Below are 15694 nucleotides of genomic sequence, written 5' to 3'. Positions count from 1 at the left end.
GCGATAGGGTTTTCGACGTGTCGCCGCTCCCGATTCTGCTGCTGAACGGCCCCAACCTGAACATGCTGGGCAAACGCCAGCCTGAGGTCTACGGGTCGGAGACTCTTGCTGACGTGGTGTCGGCGTGCCGGAGCGCCGCCCAGGCCGCTGGCCGCGCGCTCGAGGACTTCCAGTCCAACTCCGAGGGCGACATGATCGACCGCATCCACGCGGCGCGCGGAAACGTCAGCGGAATCATCATCAACCCTGGTGGATGGACCCATACGTCGGTGGCGCTGCGCGACGCGCTCGTCATCCCCGAGGTCCCGATCGTCGAGGTCCACATCAGCAACGTGCACGCTCGGGAGGCGTTCCGCCACCATTCGTTCGTCTCACCGGTCGCCACTGGAGTGATCGCCGGGCTCGGCACGTTCGGCTACCGCGCCGCAATCGATTACCTCGTCAAGCATCACTGACCGCCGATGAGAATCCTCGTCGCGGAGGACGACGTTCGACTCGCCGACGTTCTGGCGCAGTCGTTGTCCGAAGCCGGCTGGGATGTCGAGGTCGTGCACGACGGACGTTCCGCCTATGCGCAACTGCTGGACGGAACCGGCTACGACGTCGCGCTACTCGACTGGATGCTCCCGGAGATGGACGGCATCGCCGTCGCGCAACGCCTTCGTGACATCGGGGTCGTGAGTACGCCGATCATGATGCTGACCGCGCGCGGGGGCGTCCGGGATCGCATCGAGGGACTCGATGCCGGCGCGGATGACTACCTTCCGAAGCCCTTCGACCTCGACGAACTCCTGGCCCGGCTGCGCGCACTCTATCGCCGTCGCAGCGTGACGGGAGCGGCGCCGGTGCAGGTCGGCGACCTGGTGATCGACCCGGTCGCACGGCGCGTGACCCGCGGCGGCGTCGACATCGTCCTGTCGGCCCGGGAGTTCGACATCCTCTTCCTGTTGACCTCGCGGGCCGGCGAGGTCGTCACGCGCGGCACCATCCTCGACGAGGTGTGGAGCGGCGAGACGGATCTCCGCAGCAACGCCATCGACGTGCATCTCGCGGGTATCCGCGCGAAGGTCGACAAGCCGTTCGGCACGGAGACGATCACCACCCTGCGCGGCGTCGGGTACCGCGTGGACCGGCCATGACCGGGCTGCGTTCCCGGCTCTCTCGGCTGCCGCTCCGGATCCGGCTGGTCGCCGGGTTCTCGCTGGCGATGTTCGTCGTGCTCGTCGGTGCCGGGACCTTTGTGTACCTGCAGATCGAAGACGAATTCGATCAGGACCTCGCGACGGACCTGTCCAACGCGATCGGAGTCCTCAGGCCGCTCATCGGTACCGGCGACTCGGTGTCGGACCGGTTTGCCGCCGAGGCCACCGGCGTGGCGTGGCAGGTGCTGACGCCGGACGATCGAGTCCTGGCCCGCGGGGGTGCCGCGGGTCCGGAGAGCATGGTCAGCGCTGGACAGCTCGCGGAGGTGGGCACGACGTCGCAGACGTTCGACGTCGGGAACCTGTTGCCCATCTCGCACAACCCCTATCGGCTGCAGATCACTCGCATGGCCGGCGCTCCCGCGCGATACCTGCTGGTGGGCGTTCGGCGCGACCATCGCGACGAGGCCTTGCGCGAACTGCTTCTCCAGCTGTCCATCGCTGGTTTGGGTGCTTTGGTCGTCACCGGATTCGTGGGTGACCGGCTGGCCCGCGCCGCGCTTGCGCCGGTCGAGCGGTATCGCCGGCAAGCCGCCCAGATCGCGGCGGGTTCAACAGACTTGCGGCTCGACGTACCAGTCGATCGCGACGACGAAGTGACTCGCCTCGGGCACACCTTCAACCACATGCTCGCCACGCTGGAACGGGCACTCGATCGCGAGCGTCAGTTCGTCAACGAGGCCAGCCACGAACTCCGCACGCCGATCACCCTGCTCAAGAGCCGTATTCAGCTCGCCCAACGGCGTTCGAGGTCGGTCGAGGAGCACGAGCGCATCCTCGCCGAACTTCAGGTCGATCTGGATCGCCTCGCACGGTTGGCGGAGCAGTTGCTCGAGGTCGGCAGCGCATCGGGTGCCTCGACGGCGAATGGCGACCTCGAGGACGCCGCCGCGCGAGTAGTCGAACAACGGCTGCTGTCGGGGCCCGTGCAGTTTTCGCTCACCGTCCCGGGTGGCCCGGTCCCGGTCGCGGTCGCCGATGTCGAGCTCGAACGCATTCTCACGAACCTCCTCGACAACGCTTGCAAGCATGGCGCCGAACCCATAGAGGTCCGGGTGGACTGCCCTGCGGATGGGTGGGCACGGCTGTCGGTCAGTGACGCCGGCGCCGGAATGCCGGCGAATCTGTTGGCCACCGCCACCCAGCGCTTTGCCCGAGCCGACGACGCCCGCGCCAAGCCGGGAGCCGGGCTGGGCCTGTCGCTCGTCGAGGCTCTGGTGCGCGAAGCGGGCGGCGAACTGCGGTTGTGCTTTGCCGGTCACCACACGTCACAGGGGGTTTCGGTGCCCGTGCCATGCGATCACGGCGAGGAGATGACCGTCACGGTCCTGCTGCCGGCGAGGTGATCCCAGCCACGTGGAGCCGGTTTCTTCAGCTTCCCTTAATGGTGGTCCACGTACCGTCCCGGGCCATGACGCATCTCCTGGACCCGATCCATCTCCTCACCGGCGACGGACCGTTCGCAGCTGCCGTGCTGCCCGCGATCCTGGCCATGGTGTTCATCGAAACGGGCCTGTTGTTCCCGTTCCTGCCGGGCGATTCGTTGTTGTTCACCGGCGGGCTGCTCGCCCACACTCCGGCACCGCCGGTGCCGCTGTGGGTGCTGCTGATCGCGATTCCGATCGCTGCTATCGCCGGAGACAACACGTCGTACTTCATCGGCCGCAAGCTCGGCCCGGCCCTCTTCAACCGCCCGGACTCGCGGTTCTTCAAACAGAGCTACATCACCGAGTCACATCAGTTCTTCGAGAAGCACGGTCCGAAGGCGATCGTTCTGGCGCGCTTCGTGCCGATTGTGCGGACATTCAGTCCGGTACTCGCCGGAGCTTCACACATGACGTACCGCAAATTCCTCACCTACGACATCATCGGCGGCGTGCTCTGGGGAGCCGGTGTCACTCTCGCGGGCTACCTGCTCGGTCAGATCAGCTTCGTCGCCCAGCACGTCGAAGGCATCTTCATCCTCATCGTCGTGCTCTCGGTCGTCCCCGCGATGGGCACCGTGATCAAGCGACTGCGCGGACGCGCGAACGACGAACTCGAACCCGCCACGACGTGATCCCACCCACGTCCCGCACCGGACTTCATGTTCTCTTAATGGTCGTCTTCCTAGGGTTTTCCGCATGAACAACGCCTTCACCTTGCCCGACAACAACTGGATGACGCCGATCAACGACTTCGCCCGGGAGACGCCGTGGCTGCACACGATCGCCTACGACTTCGCCACCTATGGAGTCGTGCTGTTCGGTGCGTTGCTCATTGCGGGCTGGTGGATTGCCCGGCGCGACAGCGACCCGGCCCGGATGGCCGCCGCACTGTGGGCCGGAGCCGGCACCCTGATCGCCGTCGGGATCAACCAACCGCTGGTAGCTGCTTTCCACGAGGCCCGCCCGTACACGTCGATCCCCGGTCTGCTGGTTCTGGCCCACCGGTCGACAGATCCCTCCTTCCCGAGCGATCACGCCACGATGGCCGGTGCGGCCGCAGCCGGCTTGCTGCTCTTCGCCCCGAAGCTCGGAAAGATTGCCGCAGGCACTGCGCTCGTGATGGCTGCCGCCCGCGTCTACATCGCCGCGCACTATCCCCACGATGTCGTCGCTGGTCTCACGCTCGGCGCGGTCGTCGCGGTCGTCGGCTGGTACCTCGTCCGCAAGCCGCTGACCCGCCTGGTCGAGCGCCTGTCGGAGACTCCGGTTCGGCCGCTGCTCACGGCGGCTCCCACGCCGACTGAGCTGCGCCTCATCAACGCGGCGTAGAAAGGGTGACATGCCGGTGGTGAAGAGTTGGACGCGACCGTGGCTCATCACGGTCGCGTCGCTGGCAGCCGTCGCGCTGACCGCCTGCGGCAATCCCAGGCTCACCGCCGCCCCGGAGACCACCGCGCCACCCGTGACGACCATCGCGGGAAGCGTTCCACGCCCGGACCACGTCGTCATCGTGCTGATGGAGAACGAGGACCAGTCGCGGGTCGTCGGTGCGCCCGACGCTCCTTACCTCACCTCGCTTGCCGAGCGCGGTGCGGACTTCACGAATTCCCACGGAATCGCGCACCCGAGCCAGGGCAATTACGTTGCTCTGCTCGCCGGGAAAACCCTCGGCGTGACGAATGATTCGTGTCCGCAGGATCTCGGTGACCAGCCGAATCTCGTGCGGCAGTTGCTCGACCACAACGTCACCGTCACCGGCTATTTCGAAGGGATGCCCTCGGCCGGATATGCCGGTTGCAAGTCCGGTGACTACTACCGCAAGCACAACCCACTCGCGGATTTCAGCAATATCCCGGCCACCGCATCGGTGCCGTTCAGCACGTTTCCGACGGACTACTCGCAACTGCCTGCGGTGTCGTTCGTGGTGCCGAACCTCTGCAACGACATGCACTCATGCTCGGTGCGAACGGGCGATACGTGGATGAAGAACAACCTGTCGGGCTATGCCGACTGGGCGAGCACCCACAACAGCCTTTTGATCGTCACCTTCGATGAAGACAGCGGCAGCGACGACAACCTGATTCCCACCATCGTCTACGGACCGATGATGACGCCGGGAACCAACGACCAGCGCATCGACCACTACAGCATTCTGCGCACTGTCGAGGAGATGTACGGACTGCCGCCGCTCGGGTACGCGACGTCCGCTCAGCCACTCACCGGCTGGAAGGTGCGCTAGAACTCGAGGTCGTCGGCGATGTGTCTGCCGATCAACCGGAGCAGTTCGAGGGCCCGGGCGATGGACTTCTCCGAATCCGGTTCGAGACTCGCGAGCGTGTACACCCGGTCGAATCCGGCGTCGCGGATCTGTTCAGCGCGCAGGGAATTCCGCCCAGCGACCGCGACGACCGGCACTCCGGCCGCTCGGGCTCGCCGCGCTACCCCCGCCGGGGCTTTGCCTTCGAGGGTCTGAACGTCGAGCGCGCCTTCCCCGGTGACGACCAACGTTGCGTCACGTGAAGCTGCGTCGAAGCCCACGAGATCGAGCACGACCTCGACGCCCGATGTGCGCACGGCGTTCAGCGCCGCCATCGCCGCGAAACCCGCGCCTCCCGCCGCACCCGCACCGGGGCTGTCCGAGACGTCCCGGCCCGTCGCTTCAGCGACCACTGCCGCCCAGCGCGCCAGGGATTCTTCCAGTTCATCGACCTGCTCGAGGGTTGCACCCTTTTGGGCAGCAAAAACCGCAGCGGCGCCGCGCGGTCCCAGGAGCGGATTGTCCACATCCGCGGCGAGGGTGAAGGCGACACCGGCGAGGCTCGACGCCAGCCCGCTGAGGTCGAGACGCGCGATTCCGGCCAACACTGCCCCGCCGCGCCCCTCGACATCGAGCGTTCGGGCGCCCAGTCGCCGCAGCATTCCGGCGCCACCGTCCGTCGAGGCGCTCCCGCCGAGTCCGATGACGATCTCGCGTACCCCCAGTTCGACCGCGTGCGCGATGGCGGTGCCGAGACCCTCGGTTCCCGCGCCCATGGGATCTCGCCGATCACCGAGCTTCACGAGTCCGCAGATCTGCGCGAGTTCGACGATGGCCACGCCGTCCCGCATGGCGAAGTACGTCGGCCCCTCGACTCCGAGAGCGTCTTCGGCGACGAGGTCGATGCGTTGCCATCCGGCCGAGAGCGCTGCATCGACGGTTCCGTCTCCGCCGTCGGCGATGGGCAACTGACGGACAACCGCCTGGGGAATTCGATCCCGGATCCCCTGGGAGATTGCCGCAGCAGCCTGCGCAGCGGTGGCGGAACCCTTCAACTTGTCCGGCGCGACGACGACGATCGGTACCGTTGATCGCATCGGCACCCCCGCCCTCTCACACTTTGCCTGGAGCATCATGCAAACACGCGTCGAGCACAAACGCGACGTCAAACGCTTCGTGCTGTACGTCGACGACGCCGAGGCCGGATACACGACCTATCGCGAGGCGGGTACGAACCGGGCGTTCACGCATACCGAGATCTACCCGCGGTTCGAGGGGTTGGGTCTGTCGAAGGTCCTCGTCCGTGCGGCCCTCGACGCCACTCGGGACGAAAAGCTGGGCGTGCTCCCCATGTGCCGCAGCGTCCATCGGTTCGTGTCGAAGCGGCCCGAGTACCTCGCTCTCGTCCCCGCAGATCGGCGCGCTGACCTGAACCTTCCGCTGGTGGTCTGAGTAGTGGGAATAACCGACCGACATATTTGTTGACCTGTCTACCAAATACGGTCAACAATCCTCGGGAGGGCGTCATGCCTGCCGTCACCACTGACAACATCCTCGCGCTGCCGCGCATCGAGACTCCGCTCACCGCGACCCCGCGTCCGGTTCTCGCGGTCTCGACGGCCCCGACCGGCTACGAGGGCGAAGGCTTCCCCGTCCGACGGGCGTTCGCGGGAGTCAACCCGGCCTATCTCGACCCGTTCATCCACATGGACCAGATGGGCGAGGTCGACTACGCGCCAGGCGAGCCCAAGGGCACGCCGTGGCACCCGCACCGCGGCTTCGAAACCGTCACGTACATGATCGACGGCACGTTCGAGCACCAGGACTCCAACGGTGGCGGCGGCACGATCAGCAACGGCGACACCCAGTGGATGACTGCCGGTTCCGGAATCCTCCACATCGAGAAGCCGCCGGAGTCGCTCGTCCAGAGCGGTGGGCTGTTCCACGGCATGCAGCTGTGGGTCAATCTGCCCGGCAAGGACAAGCTCATCGCACCCCGCTACCAGGACATTCGCGGCGGCGAAGTCAAGCTGCTGACCAACAATGACGGTGGCGCGCTCATCCGAATCATCGCGGGCGACGTCGCCGGACACCACGGCCCGGGTTCGACCCACACGCCGATCGCGCTGTCGCACGTGACGCTGGCGCCCGGCGCACGGCTCGATCTGCCGTGGGAGCCGGACTTCAACGCGCTGATCTACGTCATGGCCGGCAAGGGCACCGTCGGAGCCGACCAGCGACCGATCGAAACCGGCCAGCTTGCCGTCTTCGGTCCCGGTTCCACCGGCAACGTCCTGTCCGCGACCGCGTCGGCGAGCCAGGACTCACACCACGAGTCGCTCGAGCTCTACATCCTCGGCGGCCGACCGATCCGCGAGCCCGTCGCGATGGCCGGACCCTTCGTGATGAACACGCGCGCCGAAGTCATCCAAGCGTTCGAGGACTTCCAGTCGGGCCGCTTCGGCAGAATCCCCGCCGCGCACTGATTGGGACATCATTCGCGTCAAACGAATGAATTCAGCTGCTCAAAACTGAGATTGGGATGGGACTGTGACGAATTTTCGGCACAGTCTCATCCGCTCCACGTAGTCTTGCCCCGTTCTGTGTGACGCAGCACACAGTTCGGGAAAGGGGCAAAGTGGCCGCGCCGGTGCTTCCGCACGTCGACCTCCATCGAGGCGATGAGCGCTTGCGCACGCGTGTCGCCTGGCTCCATTCCCGACATTCATTCTCTTTCGGTCACCACTACGAACCCGACAACACGCATCACGGCGTTCTGTTGGTCAACAACGAAGACGTCATCGCCCCCGGCGCCGGCTTCGATTCCCACCCACACCGGAACCTCGAGATTCTCACCTGGGTTTTGGAAGGCGTGCTCACGCATGAGGATTCGATGGGCAACACGACGCTCGTCCGTCCCGGCGCCCTGACTCGCTTGTACGCGGGCAGCGGAATCACCCACTCCGAGCGCAACGCCAGCGAACCTGACGAGTCGGTCCGATTCATCCAGATGTGGGTCGCGCCCGATGACCTGCGGCCGGATCCCTCGTTCGAACACGTCGACATCGCCGCCGAACTCAACGACGGCGATCTCATCCCCGTCGCCTCCGGCATGGATGGCTACCGCGACCACGTGCCGCTCGGACTGAGCAATCGCCACGCGACGCTCCACATCGGCCGGTTGAACCCCGGTCGTACCGTGACGTTGCCAAACGCCCCCTACCTGCACGTTTATGTCGCCCGCGGGGAAGCCGAAATGACCGGAGTCGGGCCGATCGACGAGGGCGATGCCGTCCGGATCACCTTCGGTCCCGATATTTCGGTCCACACCGACAACGGTGCCGAGATCCTCGTCTGGGAAATGCACGCGCGATTGTCGCCCGGCAACTAGAAGCCGCCATGGTCGAACGGGATCAGCTCACTCCATCACGCGGTCTCGCCATCACGTCCCTGATTCTGGGGCTGATTTCGGTCTTGGCGTTCTTCACCGTCGTGGCTGCGGTGCTTGGCCTGTTCGCGATCATCACCGGCGGCGTCGCGTTGCGGCGCATTCGGCACGGGCAGGCCAGCGGCGGCGCAATGGCGACCGCCGGCATCACGTTCGGCGTTCTCGGCGTGGCCTTGGCGGTCGTCGTCGCGGTCGCGCTCGGCTACTTCATCTCCGAGAGCGGACTCAACGAGCTGTCCCGGTGCGTCAGCAGTGCGGGCCGCGATCCAGTGGCCGCGCAGGATTGCGGAAAGTCGTTCGACCAGCACTTCAAAGACCGATTTGGCACCGTTCCGACCGAGCCCGGGCCAGCTCCGTAGCGGTCCTAGCAGACTTTGATCTACGTCACCAAGTTCCCTAACTGCGGGATTGCGCCGGTACCGTCCGTGGAATGAGTTACTACGGCGAGTACCCCGCGACTGCGGTGTTCCCGGTCGTGGACGGATACCCACCGGCGCACGAGCAGCATCAGCAGCCGGCCGGCGGGCAGTACGCCCCCGTGAACAGCTACTACCACCAGCAGCAGCCTGCGGGCAGCTACTACCAGCAGCAGCACCAGCCGGCGTATCCCCAGTACCAGCACCGACGTCAGTCGAACGGCACCGCGACCACCTCCCTTGTCTTGGCGATCCTTGGTGTCCTCACCTCGTGGCTCGTCGTCGGTGGCGTTCTGGGCCTCATCGCAGTGGTCTTGGGCGCGATCGCGTTCGTCCGGGCCACGACCGGCTACCGCACCGGCCTGGGCAAGTCCATCACCGGCATCGTCCTCGGCTTCGCCGCCATGATCGCCGCCATGTGGTTCACGGCCCTGTACGGAACGCTCATCTCGAACGTCTCCAGCACCGGCACCGAACTGACGAACTGCCTCGACAACGCACAGAACAACCCGTTCTCGGCGCAGCAGTGCTTCGCGGAATTCAACGACGGCTCCGGGACCCAGGGCAACTAGTCGACCGGCGCCGCGGCCACTCACGGCATACTGGATTCTCGTGACCTCCGGTACCGCACACTCTGGCATCGATCTCTCGTTCGTCGACGCGGGCACCCGCGCCCAGGACGACCTGTACGCGCACTTCAACGGACGATGGCTCGCCGAACACGAGATCCCCGCCGACCGTGCGATGGACGGTGTGTTCCGCGCGCTGTACGACCAGGCCGAGCTCGACGTCCGGCAGATCATCACCGACGCCGCCGACACCACAGCCGAGCCGGGGACCGACGCGCAGCGCATCGGCGACCTCTTCCGCAGCTTCATGGACGAGGACACGATCGAGGCCCTGGGCATCACTCCGATCACTGGCGAACTGTCGGCCGTTGTCGACGCCGCCGACCGGACCGAGCTTGCGCACGTCTTGGGCGAACTGCAGCACGCCGGCATCGGTGGTGCCGTGAGCAGCTACGTCAACACCGACGCGAAGAACTCGACCCGGTACCTCATGTACCTGAGCCAGTCCGGGATCGGGCTCCCCGACGAGGCCTACTACCGAGCGGACGAGCACGCCGAGACCCGCGCGGCGTACGTCGAGCACATTTCGAAGATGTTCGCGCTCACCGGCCTCCACTACGACGCGCAGCGCGTACTCGACCTCGAAACCAAGCTCGCGAGCCATCACTGGGACGTCGTCAAGCGCCGTGACGCCGAACTTTCGTACAACCTGAGCAGCATCGCCGGCCTCACCGGCGACCACAGCGGTTTCGACTGGGCGGGGTGGGCCACCGCGTTCGCCGGATCGATCGAGCCCTTCCGTGAAGTCGTCATTCGGCAGCCGAGCTTCGTCGCCGGCTTCGCCGAACTCTGGGCTTCCGAGCCTCTCGACGACTGGAAGGCATGGGCGGCGTGGCGCGTGGTCAACGGCCGCGCAACCGAGCTGACCGCCGAGATCGTCGCGGAGCACTTCGCGTTCTACGGCACGCGACTGACCGGCGCCCCGCAGAACCGGGAGCGGTGGAAGCGTGGCGTCGCGACCGTCGAAGCCGGTCTCGGCGAGGCGGTCGGCAAGCTCTACGTCGACAAGCATTTCCCCGAGGTCGCCAAGCAGCGCATGGTCGAGCTGGTCGGGAACCTGCGCGAGGCCTACCGCCAGAGCATCAGCAGCCTCGAATGGATGGGCCCGGAAACCCGTGAGGCCGCGCTCGCCAAGCTCGAGAAGTTCACCCCGAAGGTGGGCTACCCCGACAAGTGGCGCGATTACTCGGCTCTGGAGATCAAGGCCGACGACCTCGTCGGAAATGCGCGCCGGATCGCTGCCTTCGAGAGCGACTACAACCTGTCGAAACTCGGTGGCCCCGTGGACCGCGACGAGTGGTTCATGACCCCGCAGACGGTCAACGCCTACTACAACCCGGGAATGAACGAGATCGTCTTCCCGGCCGCGATCCTGCAGCCGCCGTTCTTCGACCTCGAGGCCGATGACGCCGCGAACTACGGTGCGATCGGCGCGGTGATCGGACACGAGATCGGCCACGGTTTCGACGACCAGGGTGCCAAGTACGACGGCGACGGAAACCTCGTCGACTGGTGGACCGACTCGGACCGCGAAGAATTCGGCAAGCGGACGAAGGCGCTCATCGCGCAGTACGACGCGTTCTCCCCGAAGCAGCTTCCGGACCACAAGGTCAACGGAGCGTTCACGGTCGGCGAGAACATCGGTGACCTCGGCGGACTGACCATCGGTCTCAAGGCATACGAAATCGCGCTGAACGGCGACAAAGCCCCGGTCCTCGACGGACTCACCGGCCTCCAGCGGGTCTTCTTCAGTTGGGCACAGGTGTGGCGCGCGAAGGGTCGCGACGAAGAGGTGTTGCGCCGTTTGTCGGTCGACCCACACTCGCCTCCGGAGTTCCGCTGCAACGGTGTCGTGCGGAACCTGGACGCGTTCCACGAAGCCTTCGGAGTTGCCGAAGGTGATGCCCTCTACCTGCCGGAAGACGAGCGCATCACCATCTGGTAGCCATAGGCTTGGCCCCATGGTCGGACTCAAGCCCCCCGTTGATATCAAGCCCCGCAGCCGCGACGTCACCGATGGGCTCGAGAAGGCAGCCGCGCGCGGCATGCTGCGCGCGATCGGCATGGGCGACGACGACTTCGCGAAGCCGCAGATCGGCGTCGCGTCGTCGTGGAACGAGATCACGCCGTGCAACCTGTCGCTCGACCGCCTCGCCAAGGCCAGCAAGGACGGCGTCTACCAAGGCGGCGGCTACCCGATGGAGTTCGGCACGATCTCGGTGTCGGACGGCATCGCGATGGGCCACGAGGGCATGCACTTCTCGCTCGTCTCGCGTGAGGTCATCGCCGACAGTGTCGAAACGGTCATGATGGCCGAGCGACTCGACGGGTCCGTGCTCTTGGCGGGCTGTGACAAGTCGCTGCCGGGCATGCTCATGGCCGCGGCTCGACTCGATCTGGCGAGCGTCTTCCTCTACGCCGGCTCGATCCTGCCAGGCGTGGCCAAGATGCCGGACGGGACGTCGCGCGAAGTCACGATCATCGACGCGTTCGAAGCAGTCGGCGCATGTGCGCGCGGCCTGATCACCCGCGAGGACGTCGACGCCATCGAACGTGCGATCTGCCCTGGTGAGGGCGCCTGCGGCGGTATGTACACGGCGAACACGATGGCGTCCGCGGCGGAGGCACTGGGAATGTCTCTCCCGGGCAGCGCCGCCCCGCCGGCCACCGACCGGCGCCGCGACGGCTACGCCCGCCGCAGTGGCCAGGCCGTCGTCGACCTTCTTCGCCAGGGCATCACCGCCCGCGACATCATGACCAAGCCCGCGTTCGAGAACGCGATCGCCGTGGTCATGGCCCTGGGCGGTTCGACCAACGCCGTGCTGCACCTCCTCGCGATCGCCCACGAAGCCGAGGTCGAACTCACGCTCGACGACTTCCGCAAAGTCGGGGCACTAGTCCCACACCTTGCCGACCTCAAGCCGTTCGGCCGCCACGTCATGACCGACGTCGACCGCATCGGTGGCATCCCCGTGGTGATGAAAGCGCTGCTCGATGCCGGCATGCTCAACGGCGACTGCCTGACGGTCACCGGAAAGACCATGGCCGAGAACCTGGCGGACATCAATCCGCCGGACCCGGACGGCAAGGTCCTGCGGGCCATGAGCGAGCCGATCCATCCGACCGGTGGCATCACGATCCTCGATGGCTCACTGGCACCGGGCGGCGCGGTGGTGAAGTCCGCCGGTTTCGACGAAACCGTCTTCCGGGGCACCGCACGAGTATTCGACCGGGAACGCGCGGCACTCGACGCACTCACGGACGGCACGATCACCGCCGGTGACGTGGTCGTCATCCGCTACGAAGGCCCGAAGGGCGGCCCGGGAATGCGCGAGATGCTCGCGATCACGGCCGCGATCAAGGGTGCCGGTCTCGGCAAGGACGTTCTCCTGCTGACCGACGGACGCTTCTCGGGTGGCACGACGGGTCTGTGCGTGGGCCACGTTGCGCCAGAGGCCGTCGACGGCGGACCGATCGCGTTCGTCCAGGATGGCGACCCGATCATGCTCGACGTGGCACACGGCAAGCTCGAAGTCGAGATCGATTCGGCAACGCTCGAAGCCCGGAAGGTCGGTTGGGAGCCCCTACCGCCGCGCTACAACCGAGGCGTCCTGGCGAAGTACACCAAGCTCGTGGGCTCGGCGTCGTTCGGAGCGATCTGCGGCTAGCGCCGGGGTTAATGTCTCGCGCACAGCGGCCTGTACGAAAGTCCAGTTTTGTACAAGCCAGTTGGCGCGAGACATTGGCTTCGGGTTCGCCGCTACTTCGCGGCGTGCGCGACGGCCTTCTCGTACGCCGCCTCGAGCAGCGCAAACAGGTCAGTGCGACTCACCTCACCAGGGTTCACGACGGCAAGCCAGCCCACCGTTCCGTAGGTCGGGTGGGCCACCACGGTGTCGTCTTCGTGTTCGGCCGGAGGCGGGGTGTCCCGCGGCTGATGCCCGGTGAACCGCGTGAAATCGTCTTTCGACGCCTTCACGTTGACCCGGAACGCCCCCGGGCGATCGAGGCGCGAGGCTTTCTCGCCTGGGTAGGTCTTGGTCACGATCGTGGCGAACGGCTGTTCACGGAGTGGGACCTCGCCGCTCGGTGAGAAGTAGAAGAAGGAATCGCCCCACGCGAGCTCGGGCGAACCGTCGCCCGCCTTGGGGGCGAGCACGAGAATCCCTGGCATCGCTTCGAGGAACGCCACGACTTCGTCCATCTGCATGGGTCGAGCATCGCACTCCAGACACGAGAAAGCCCAGCGGAATGGGCAGTCCGCCGGGCTTCTCGCTCCTTGGGGAAGGGTCTAAATTGGCCGGTATCCAGCGCCGGCGCCGCCGCGAGCCCGGAGGTCGGCGAGCACTGCATTCATGTTGGTACCGACCGATGGCCCAACACAGGCCTGCGACAAGTAGGCGTTGATCATGCCGACGAGCGTCGTGCCGACGGTGACCGGTCCACCGGAGTCACCCTCTCGGACACACACCTGGCCCCACGTCTGGTTCGAGGCGAAGACGTCACCGTACGCCCAACCGCAGGTGTGGCCCGTGGTGCGGCCTTCCTTGCAGATCAGCGCGGGGAAACTGACCGGGGACCCGATGCCCGTGATCGTGGTGCCGCCGACGTGGCGCACCGGGACGACGCGACCCGGGTCGAATTCGATGACCGCATAGTCGAGCGCGGAGTTCTTGGCGACCATCCGACCGATGACACCGGCACCACGGAACCTCTCAGCCACGACACTGGCCCCGGGATTACCGCAGTGACCCGCGGTGATACCGACGAGGGAACCCGAGCGGTCGTGACCGATCGTGGTGAGAGTACAGGTGGCACGGCCGGCGAGGATGATGCCGGAACCACCACCCATGGCGATGCCACCCGATGCAGCTGCCTGCGTAACGAATAGTCCAGCCATCATCGCTACGGCAGCGACAACGACCGTTGCGAGCTTGGTGAACATGATCCTCCCCAACGTCGAACGAGTTCGGCCCGGCCGAGACCGGAATGGCCAGAAGTATGGCCTTAGTCCAAACCCCATACCCGTTGTTGGACAGGAGAATTCAACGTCTTAAAGGCGGGGTGCAACCAGGTGACACTTCAGGGGGGAAGTATCTGAACTATACCCACAAGGACACCTTTGGTGCACATCTTCATCACGATTTGACAATGACCACATTGTTCCCAGCTTTAAATCTGGACAAAGCCAGTACCACAGGCACCTCCCAATGCTTATGATCCTGATCACGCGTGTCGTCCAATTAACAGACGCCACTCTGACCCCGTCTCTCACAGGGGTCTCAGCTTGCCCTTAGCTTTACCGCAGCACCTGCTCAGAGACTCCCTCTCCGGGCAGCCCCCTGGCAGCACGAAGGAGGTCACTGGTGGTCGCAACCAAGAGCGCGCCCAAGACTTCGTCATACGGTGCAGCGTCCGAGTGGACGAAGAAGTATTGGCGTGAACACCCACGCCAGTCCCTCGAGACCGGCGGCCGCATGATCTCCATGGGCGGCGAATCCATCGCCACCCTCGCCCAAGACGTCTGGCAACGCAAATTCCCGTTCGCCGAATTCATCCGCCAATGCGCCTTCATGTGCAGCGTCGCGGTCATCCCCACCCTCTTCGTCGCCATCCCCATCACCGTCACCATCCAAATCCAAGTCGGCGGCATCGTCTGCCAGGTCGGAGCCGACTCCTTCATCGGCGCCGCCACCGGATTAGGCGTGTTGAGGCAAGGCGCACCCCTGGTCACCGTGCTCATGATCTCCGGCGCCGTCGGCTCCGCCATCTGCGCCGACCTCGGATCCCGCACCATCCGCGAAGAAATCGACGCCATGCGCGTCATGGGCGTGGACCCCATGCGCCGCCTCGTCGCCCCCCGCCTAGCCGCCGCCACCCTCGTGTCCGTCCTACTCTGCGGCTGCGTCATCTTCGTCGCATTCCTGTGCGGCTACATGTTCACCGTCTTCGTCCAAGGCGGCGTCCCCGGCAGCTTCGTCACCGCCTTCGCCGCCTTCGCCCAAGCCAACGACCTCATCATCGCCCTGCTCAAAGCGTTGATCTTCGGCCTCCTGGCCGCGATCATCGCCTGCCACGCCGGACTATCCACCAAAGGCGGACCCGGCGGAGTCGCCAACTGCGTGAACACCGCCGTCGTCACCTCCGCGATCGTCCTATTCGCGGTCAACATCATCATCACCCAGGTCTACAACACCCTCTGGCCCTCGGAGATCGCAGGATGAGTCACGCCACCGAATACACCCCACCCCTGCTGCGGCCCCTCAAAGCCCTCAAAAGCCTCGGCAACGCCCCCAAATCCGGCACCGCCAAAGC

General features: G+C 65.7%; 17 protein-coding genes. 14 read left to right on the top strand and 3 right to left on the bottom strand.

Features of this window, described 5'->3' with window-relative positions; genetic code table 11:
* Positions 1-17 precede the first annotated feature (17 nt).
* The 6 genes from aroQ to F600_RS0102690 all read left to right on the top strand — a co-directional run bounded on the left by aroQ (position 18) and on the right by F600_RS0102690 (position 4868).
* Positions 18-455 (top strand): type II 3-dehydroquinate dehydratase, encoded by a 438-nt coding sequence (aroQ, locus tag F600_RS0102715; protein WP_018159050.1) that lies wholly within the window; start codon positions 18-20, stop codon positions 453-455.
* A gap of 6 nt (positions 456-461) precedes the next feature.
* Complete coding sequence (locus tag F600_RS0102710; RefSeq protein WP_018159049.1) at positions 462-1139, top strand: response regulator transcription factor; 678 nt, start codon at positions 462-464, stop codon at positions 1137-1139.
* Positions 1136-2548: an ATP-binding protein gene (locus F600_RS0102705; protein WP_018159048.1), complete on the top strand. Its 1413-nt coding sequence runs from the start codon at positions 1136-1138 to the stop codon at positions 2546-2548. Before F600_RS0102710 ends, F600_RS0102705 begins: the two co-directional genes overlap by 4 nt.
* A gap of 65 nt (positions 2549-2613) precedes the next feature.
* Positions 2614-3261 (top strand): DedA family protein, encoded by a 648-nt coding sequence (locus tag F600_RS0102700; RefSeq protein WP_018159047.1) that lies wholly within the window; start codon positions 2614-2616, stop codon positions 3259-3261.
* A 64-nt stretch (positions 3262-3325) separates the two neighbouring features.
* Complete coding sequence (locus F600_RS0102695) at positions 3326-3958, top strand: phosphatase PAP2 family protein (protein WP_018159046.1); 633 nt, start codon at positions 3326-3328, stop codon at positions 3956-3958.
* Positions 3959-3968: 10 nt separating this feature from the next.
* Positions 3969-4868 (top strand): alkaline phosphatase family protein, encoded by a 900-nt coding sequence (locus tag F600_RS0102690; RefSeq protein ID WP_018159045.1) that lies wholly within the window; start codon positions 3969-3971, stop codon positions 4866-4868.
* On the opposite strand, the gene F600_RS0102685 is transcribed toward F600_RS0102690, so the two are convergent.
* A complete protein-coding gene (locus F600_RS0102685; protein WP_040630265.1) occupies positions 4865-5983 on the bottom strand; it encodes a glycerate kinase in 1119 nt (372 codons plus the stop codon). The two genes, F600_RS0102690 and F600_RS0102685, sit on opposite strands and share 4 nt — an antisense overlap.
* A gap of 37 nt (positions 5984-6020) precedes the next feature.
* Here F600_RS0102685 and F600_RS0102680 point away from each other — a divergent pair, with 37 nt between their 5' ends.
* The 7 genes from F600_RS0102680 (at position 6021) to ilvD (ending at position 13047) form a co-directional block, all read left to right on the top strand.
* Positions 6021-6338 carry a GNAT family N-acetyltransferase gene (locus F600_RS0102680; protein WP_018159043.1) on the top strand — a complete coding sequence of 106 codons (318 nt, stop codon included), beginning with the start codon at positions 6021-6023 and terminating at the stop codon, positions 6336-6338.
* Between the two features lie 74 nt (positions 6339-6412).
* Positions 6413-7372, top strand: a complete 960-nt coding sequence (locus F600_RS0102675) for a pirin family protein (RefSeq protein WP_018159042.1) — start codon at positions 6413-6415, stop codon at positions 7370-7372.
* A 152-nt stretch (positions 7373-7524) separates the two neighbouring features.
* Positions 7525-8277 carry a pirin family protein gene (locus tag F600_RS0102670; RefSeq protein ID WP_018159041.1) on the top strand — a complete coding sequence of 251 codons (753 nt, stop codon included), beginning with the start codon at positions 7525-7527 and terminating at the stop codon, positions 8275-8277.
* An 8-nt stretch (positions 8278-8285) separates the two neighbouring features.
* Entirely contained in the window at positions 8286-8693 is a 408-nt protein-coding gene (locus tag F600_RS26585; RefSeq protein WP_018159040.1) for a DUF4190 domain-containing protein, read from the top strand.
* Between the two features lie 71 nt (positions 8694-8764).
* Positions 8765-9322, top strand: coding sequence for a DUF4190 domain-containing protein (locus tag F600_RS30030; protein WP_018159039.1), 558 nt, complete (start codon positions 8765-8767; stop codon positions 9320-9322).
* Positions 9323-9362: 40 nt separating this feature from the next.
* Positions 9363-11324: a M13 family metallopeptidase gene (locus F600_RS0102655; protein ID WP_018159038.1), complete on the top strand. Its 1962-nt coding sequence runs from the start codon at positions 9363-9365 to the stop codon at positions 11322-11324.
* A gap of 16 nt (positions 11325-11340) precedes the next feature.
* Positions 11341-13047 carry a dihydroxy-acid dehydratase gene (gene ilvD, locus F600_RS0102650; RefSeq protein WP_018159037.1) on the top strand — a complete coding sequence of 569 codons (1707 nt, stop codon included), beginning with the start codon at positions 11341-11343 and terminating at the stop codon, positions 13045-13047.
* A gap of 92 nt (positions 13048-13139) precedes the next feature.
* Here ilvD and F600_RS0102645 read toward each other — a convergent pair whose 3' ends face one another.
* Positions 13140-13589, bottom strand: coding sequence for a DUF6194 family protein (locus F600_RS0102645; protein ID WP_018159036.1), 450 nt, complete (start codon positions 13587-13589; stop codon positions 13140-13142).
* A gap of 81 nt (positions 13590-13670) precedes the next feature.
* The gene (locus tag F600_RS0102640) at positions 13671-14324 is read right to left on the bottom strand and encodes a chymotrypsin family serine protease (RefSeq protein ID WP_018159035.1); all 654 of its coding nucleotides are present in this window, start codon (positions 14322-14324) and stop codon (positions 13671-13673) included.
* Between the two features lie 421 nt (positions 14325-14745).
* Here F600_RS0102640 and F600_RS0102635 point away from each other — a divergent pair, with 421 nt between their 5' ends.
* On the top strand, positions 14746-15603 hold the full coding sequence (locus F600_RS0102635; RefSeq protein WP_018159034.1) for an MlaE family ABC transporter permease: 858 nt from the start codon (positions 14746-14748) through the stop codon (positions 15601-15603).
* Positions 15604-15694: the final 91 nt, after the last annotated feature.

The sequence above is a fragment of the Smaragdicoccus niigatensis DSM 44881 = NBRC 103563 genome (genome assembly GCF_000380645.1).
GTDB classification, from domain to species: Bacteria; Actinomycetota; Actinomycetes; order Mycobacteriales; family Mycobacteriaceae; genus Smaragdicoccus; species Smaragdicoccus niigatensis.
The sequence above is the reverse complement of the archived record's forward strand: the minus strand, read 5'-3'. Positions and strand labels throughout refer to the sequence as shown.

Coding starts and splice junctions, on each gene's coding strand:
- F600_RS0102710 (WP_018159049.1), top strand. CDS start 462: ATGAGAATCCTCGTCGCGGAGGACGACGTTCGACTCGCCGACGTTCTG.
- F600_RS0102680 (WP_018159043.1), top strand. CDS start 6,021: ATGCAAACACGCGTCGAGCACAAACGCGACGTCAAACGCTTCGTGCTG.
- F600_RS26585 (WP_018159040.1), top strand. CDS start 8,286: ATGGTCGAACGGGATCAGCTCACTCCATCACGCGGTCTCGCCATCACG.
- F600_RS0102700 (WP_018159047.1), top strand. CDS start 2,614: ATGACGCATCTCCTGGACCCGATCCATCTCCTCACCGGCGACGGACCG.
- F600_RS0102685 (WP_040630265.1), bottom strand. CDS start 5,983: ATGCGATCAACGGTACCGATCGTCGTCGTCGCGCCGGACAAGTTGAAG.
- F600_RS0102675 (WP_018159042.1), top strand. CDS start 6,413: ATGCCTGCCGTCACCACTGACAACATCCTCGCGCTGCCGCGCATCGAG.
- F600_RS0102640 (WP_018159035.1), bottom strand. CDS start 14,324: ATGTTCACCAAGCTCGCAACGGTCGTTGTCGCTGCCGTAGCGATGATG.
- F600_RS0102690 (WP_018159045.1), top strand. CDS start 3,969: ATGCCGGTGGTGAAGAGTTGGACGCGACCGTGGCTCATCACGGTCGCG.
- ilvD (WP_018159037.1), top strand. CDS start 11,341: ATGGTCGGACTCAAGCCCCCCGTTGATATCAAGCCCCGCAGCCGCGAC.
- F600_RS0102695 (WP_018159046.1), top strand. CDS start 3,326: ATGAACAACGCCTTCACCTTGCCCGACAACAACTGGATGACGCCGATC.
- F600_RS30030 (WP_018159039.1), top strand. CDS start 8,765: ATGAGTTACTACGGCGAGTACCCCGCGACTGCGGTGTTCCCGGTCGTG.
- F600_RS0102705 (WP_018159048.1), top strand. CDS start 1,136: ATGACCGGGCTGCGTTCCCGGCTCTCTCGGCTGCCGCTCCGGATCCGG.
- F600_RS0102645 (WP_018159036.1), bottom strand. CDS start 13,589: ATGCAGATGGACGAAGTCGTGGCGTTCCTCGAAGCGATGCCAGGGATT.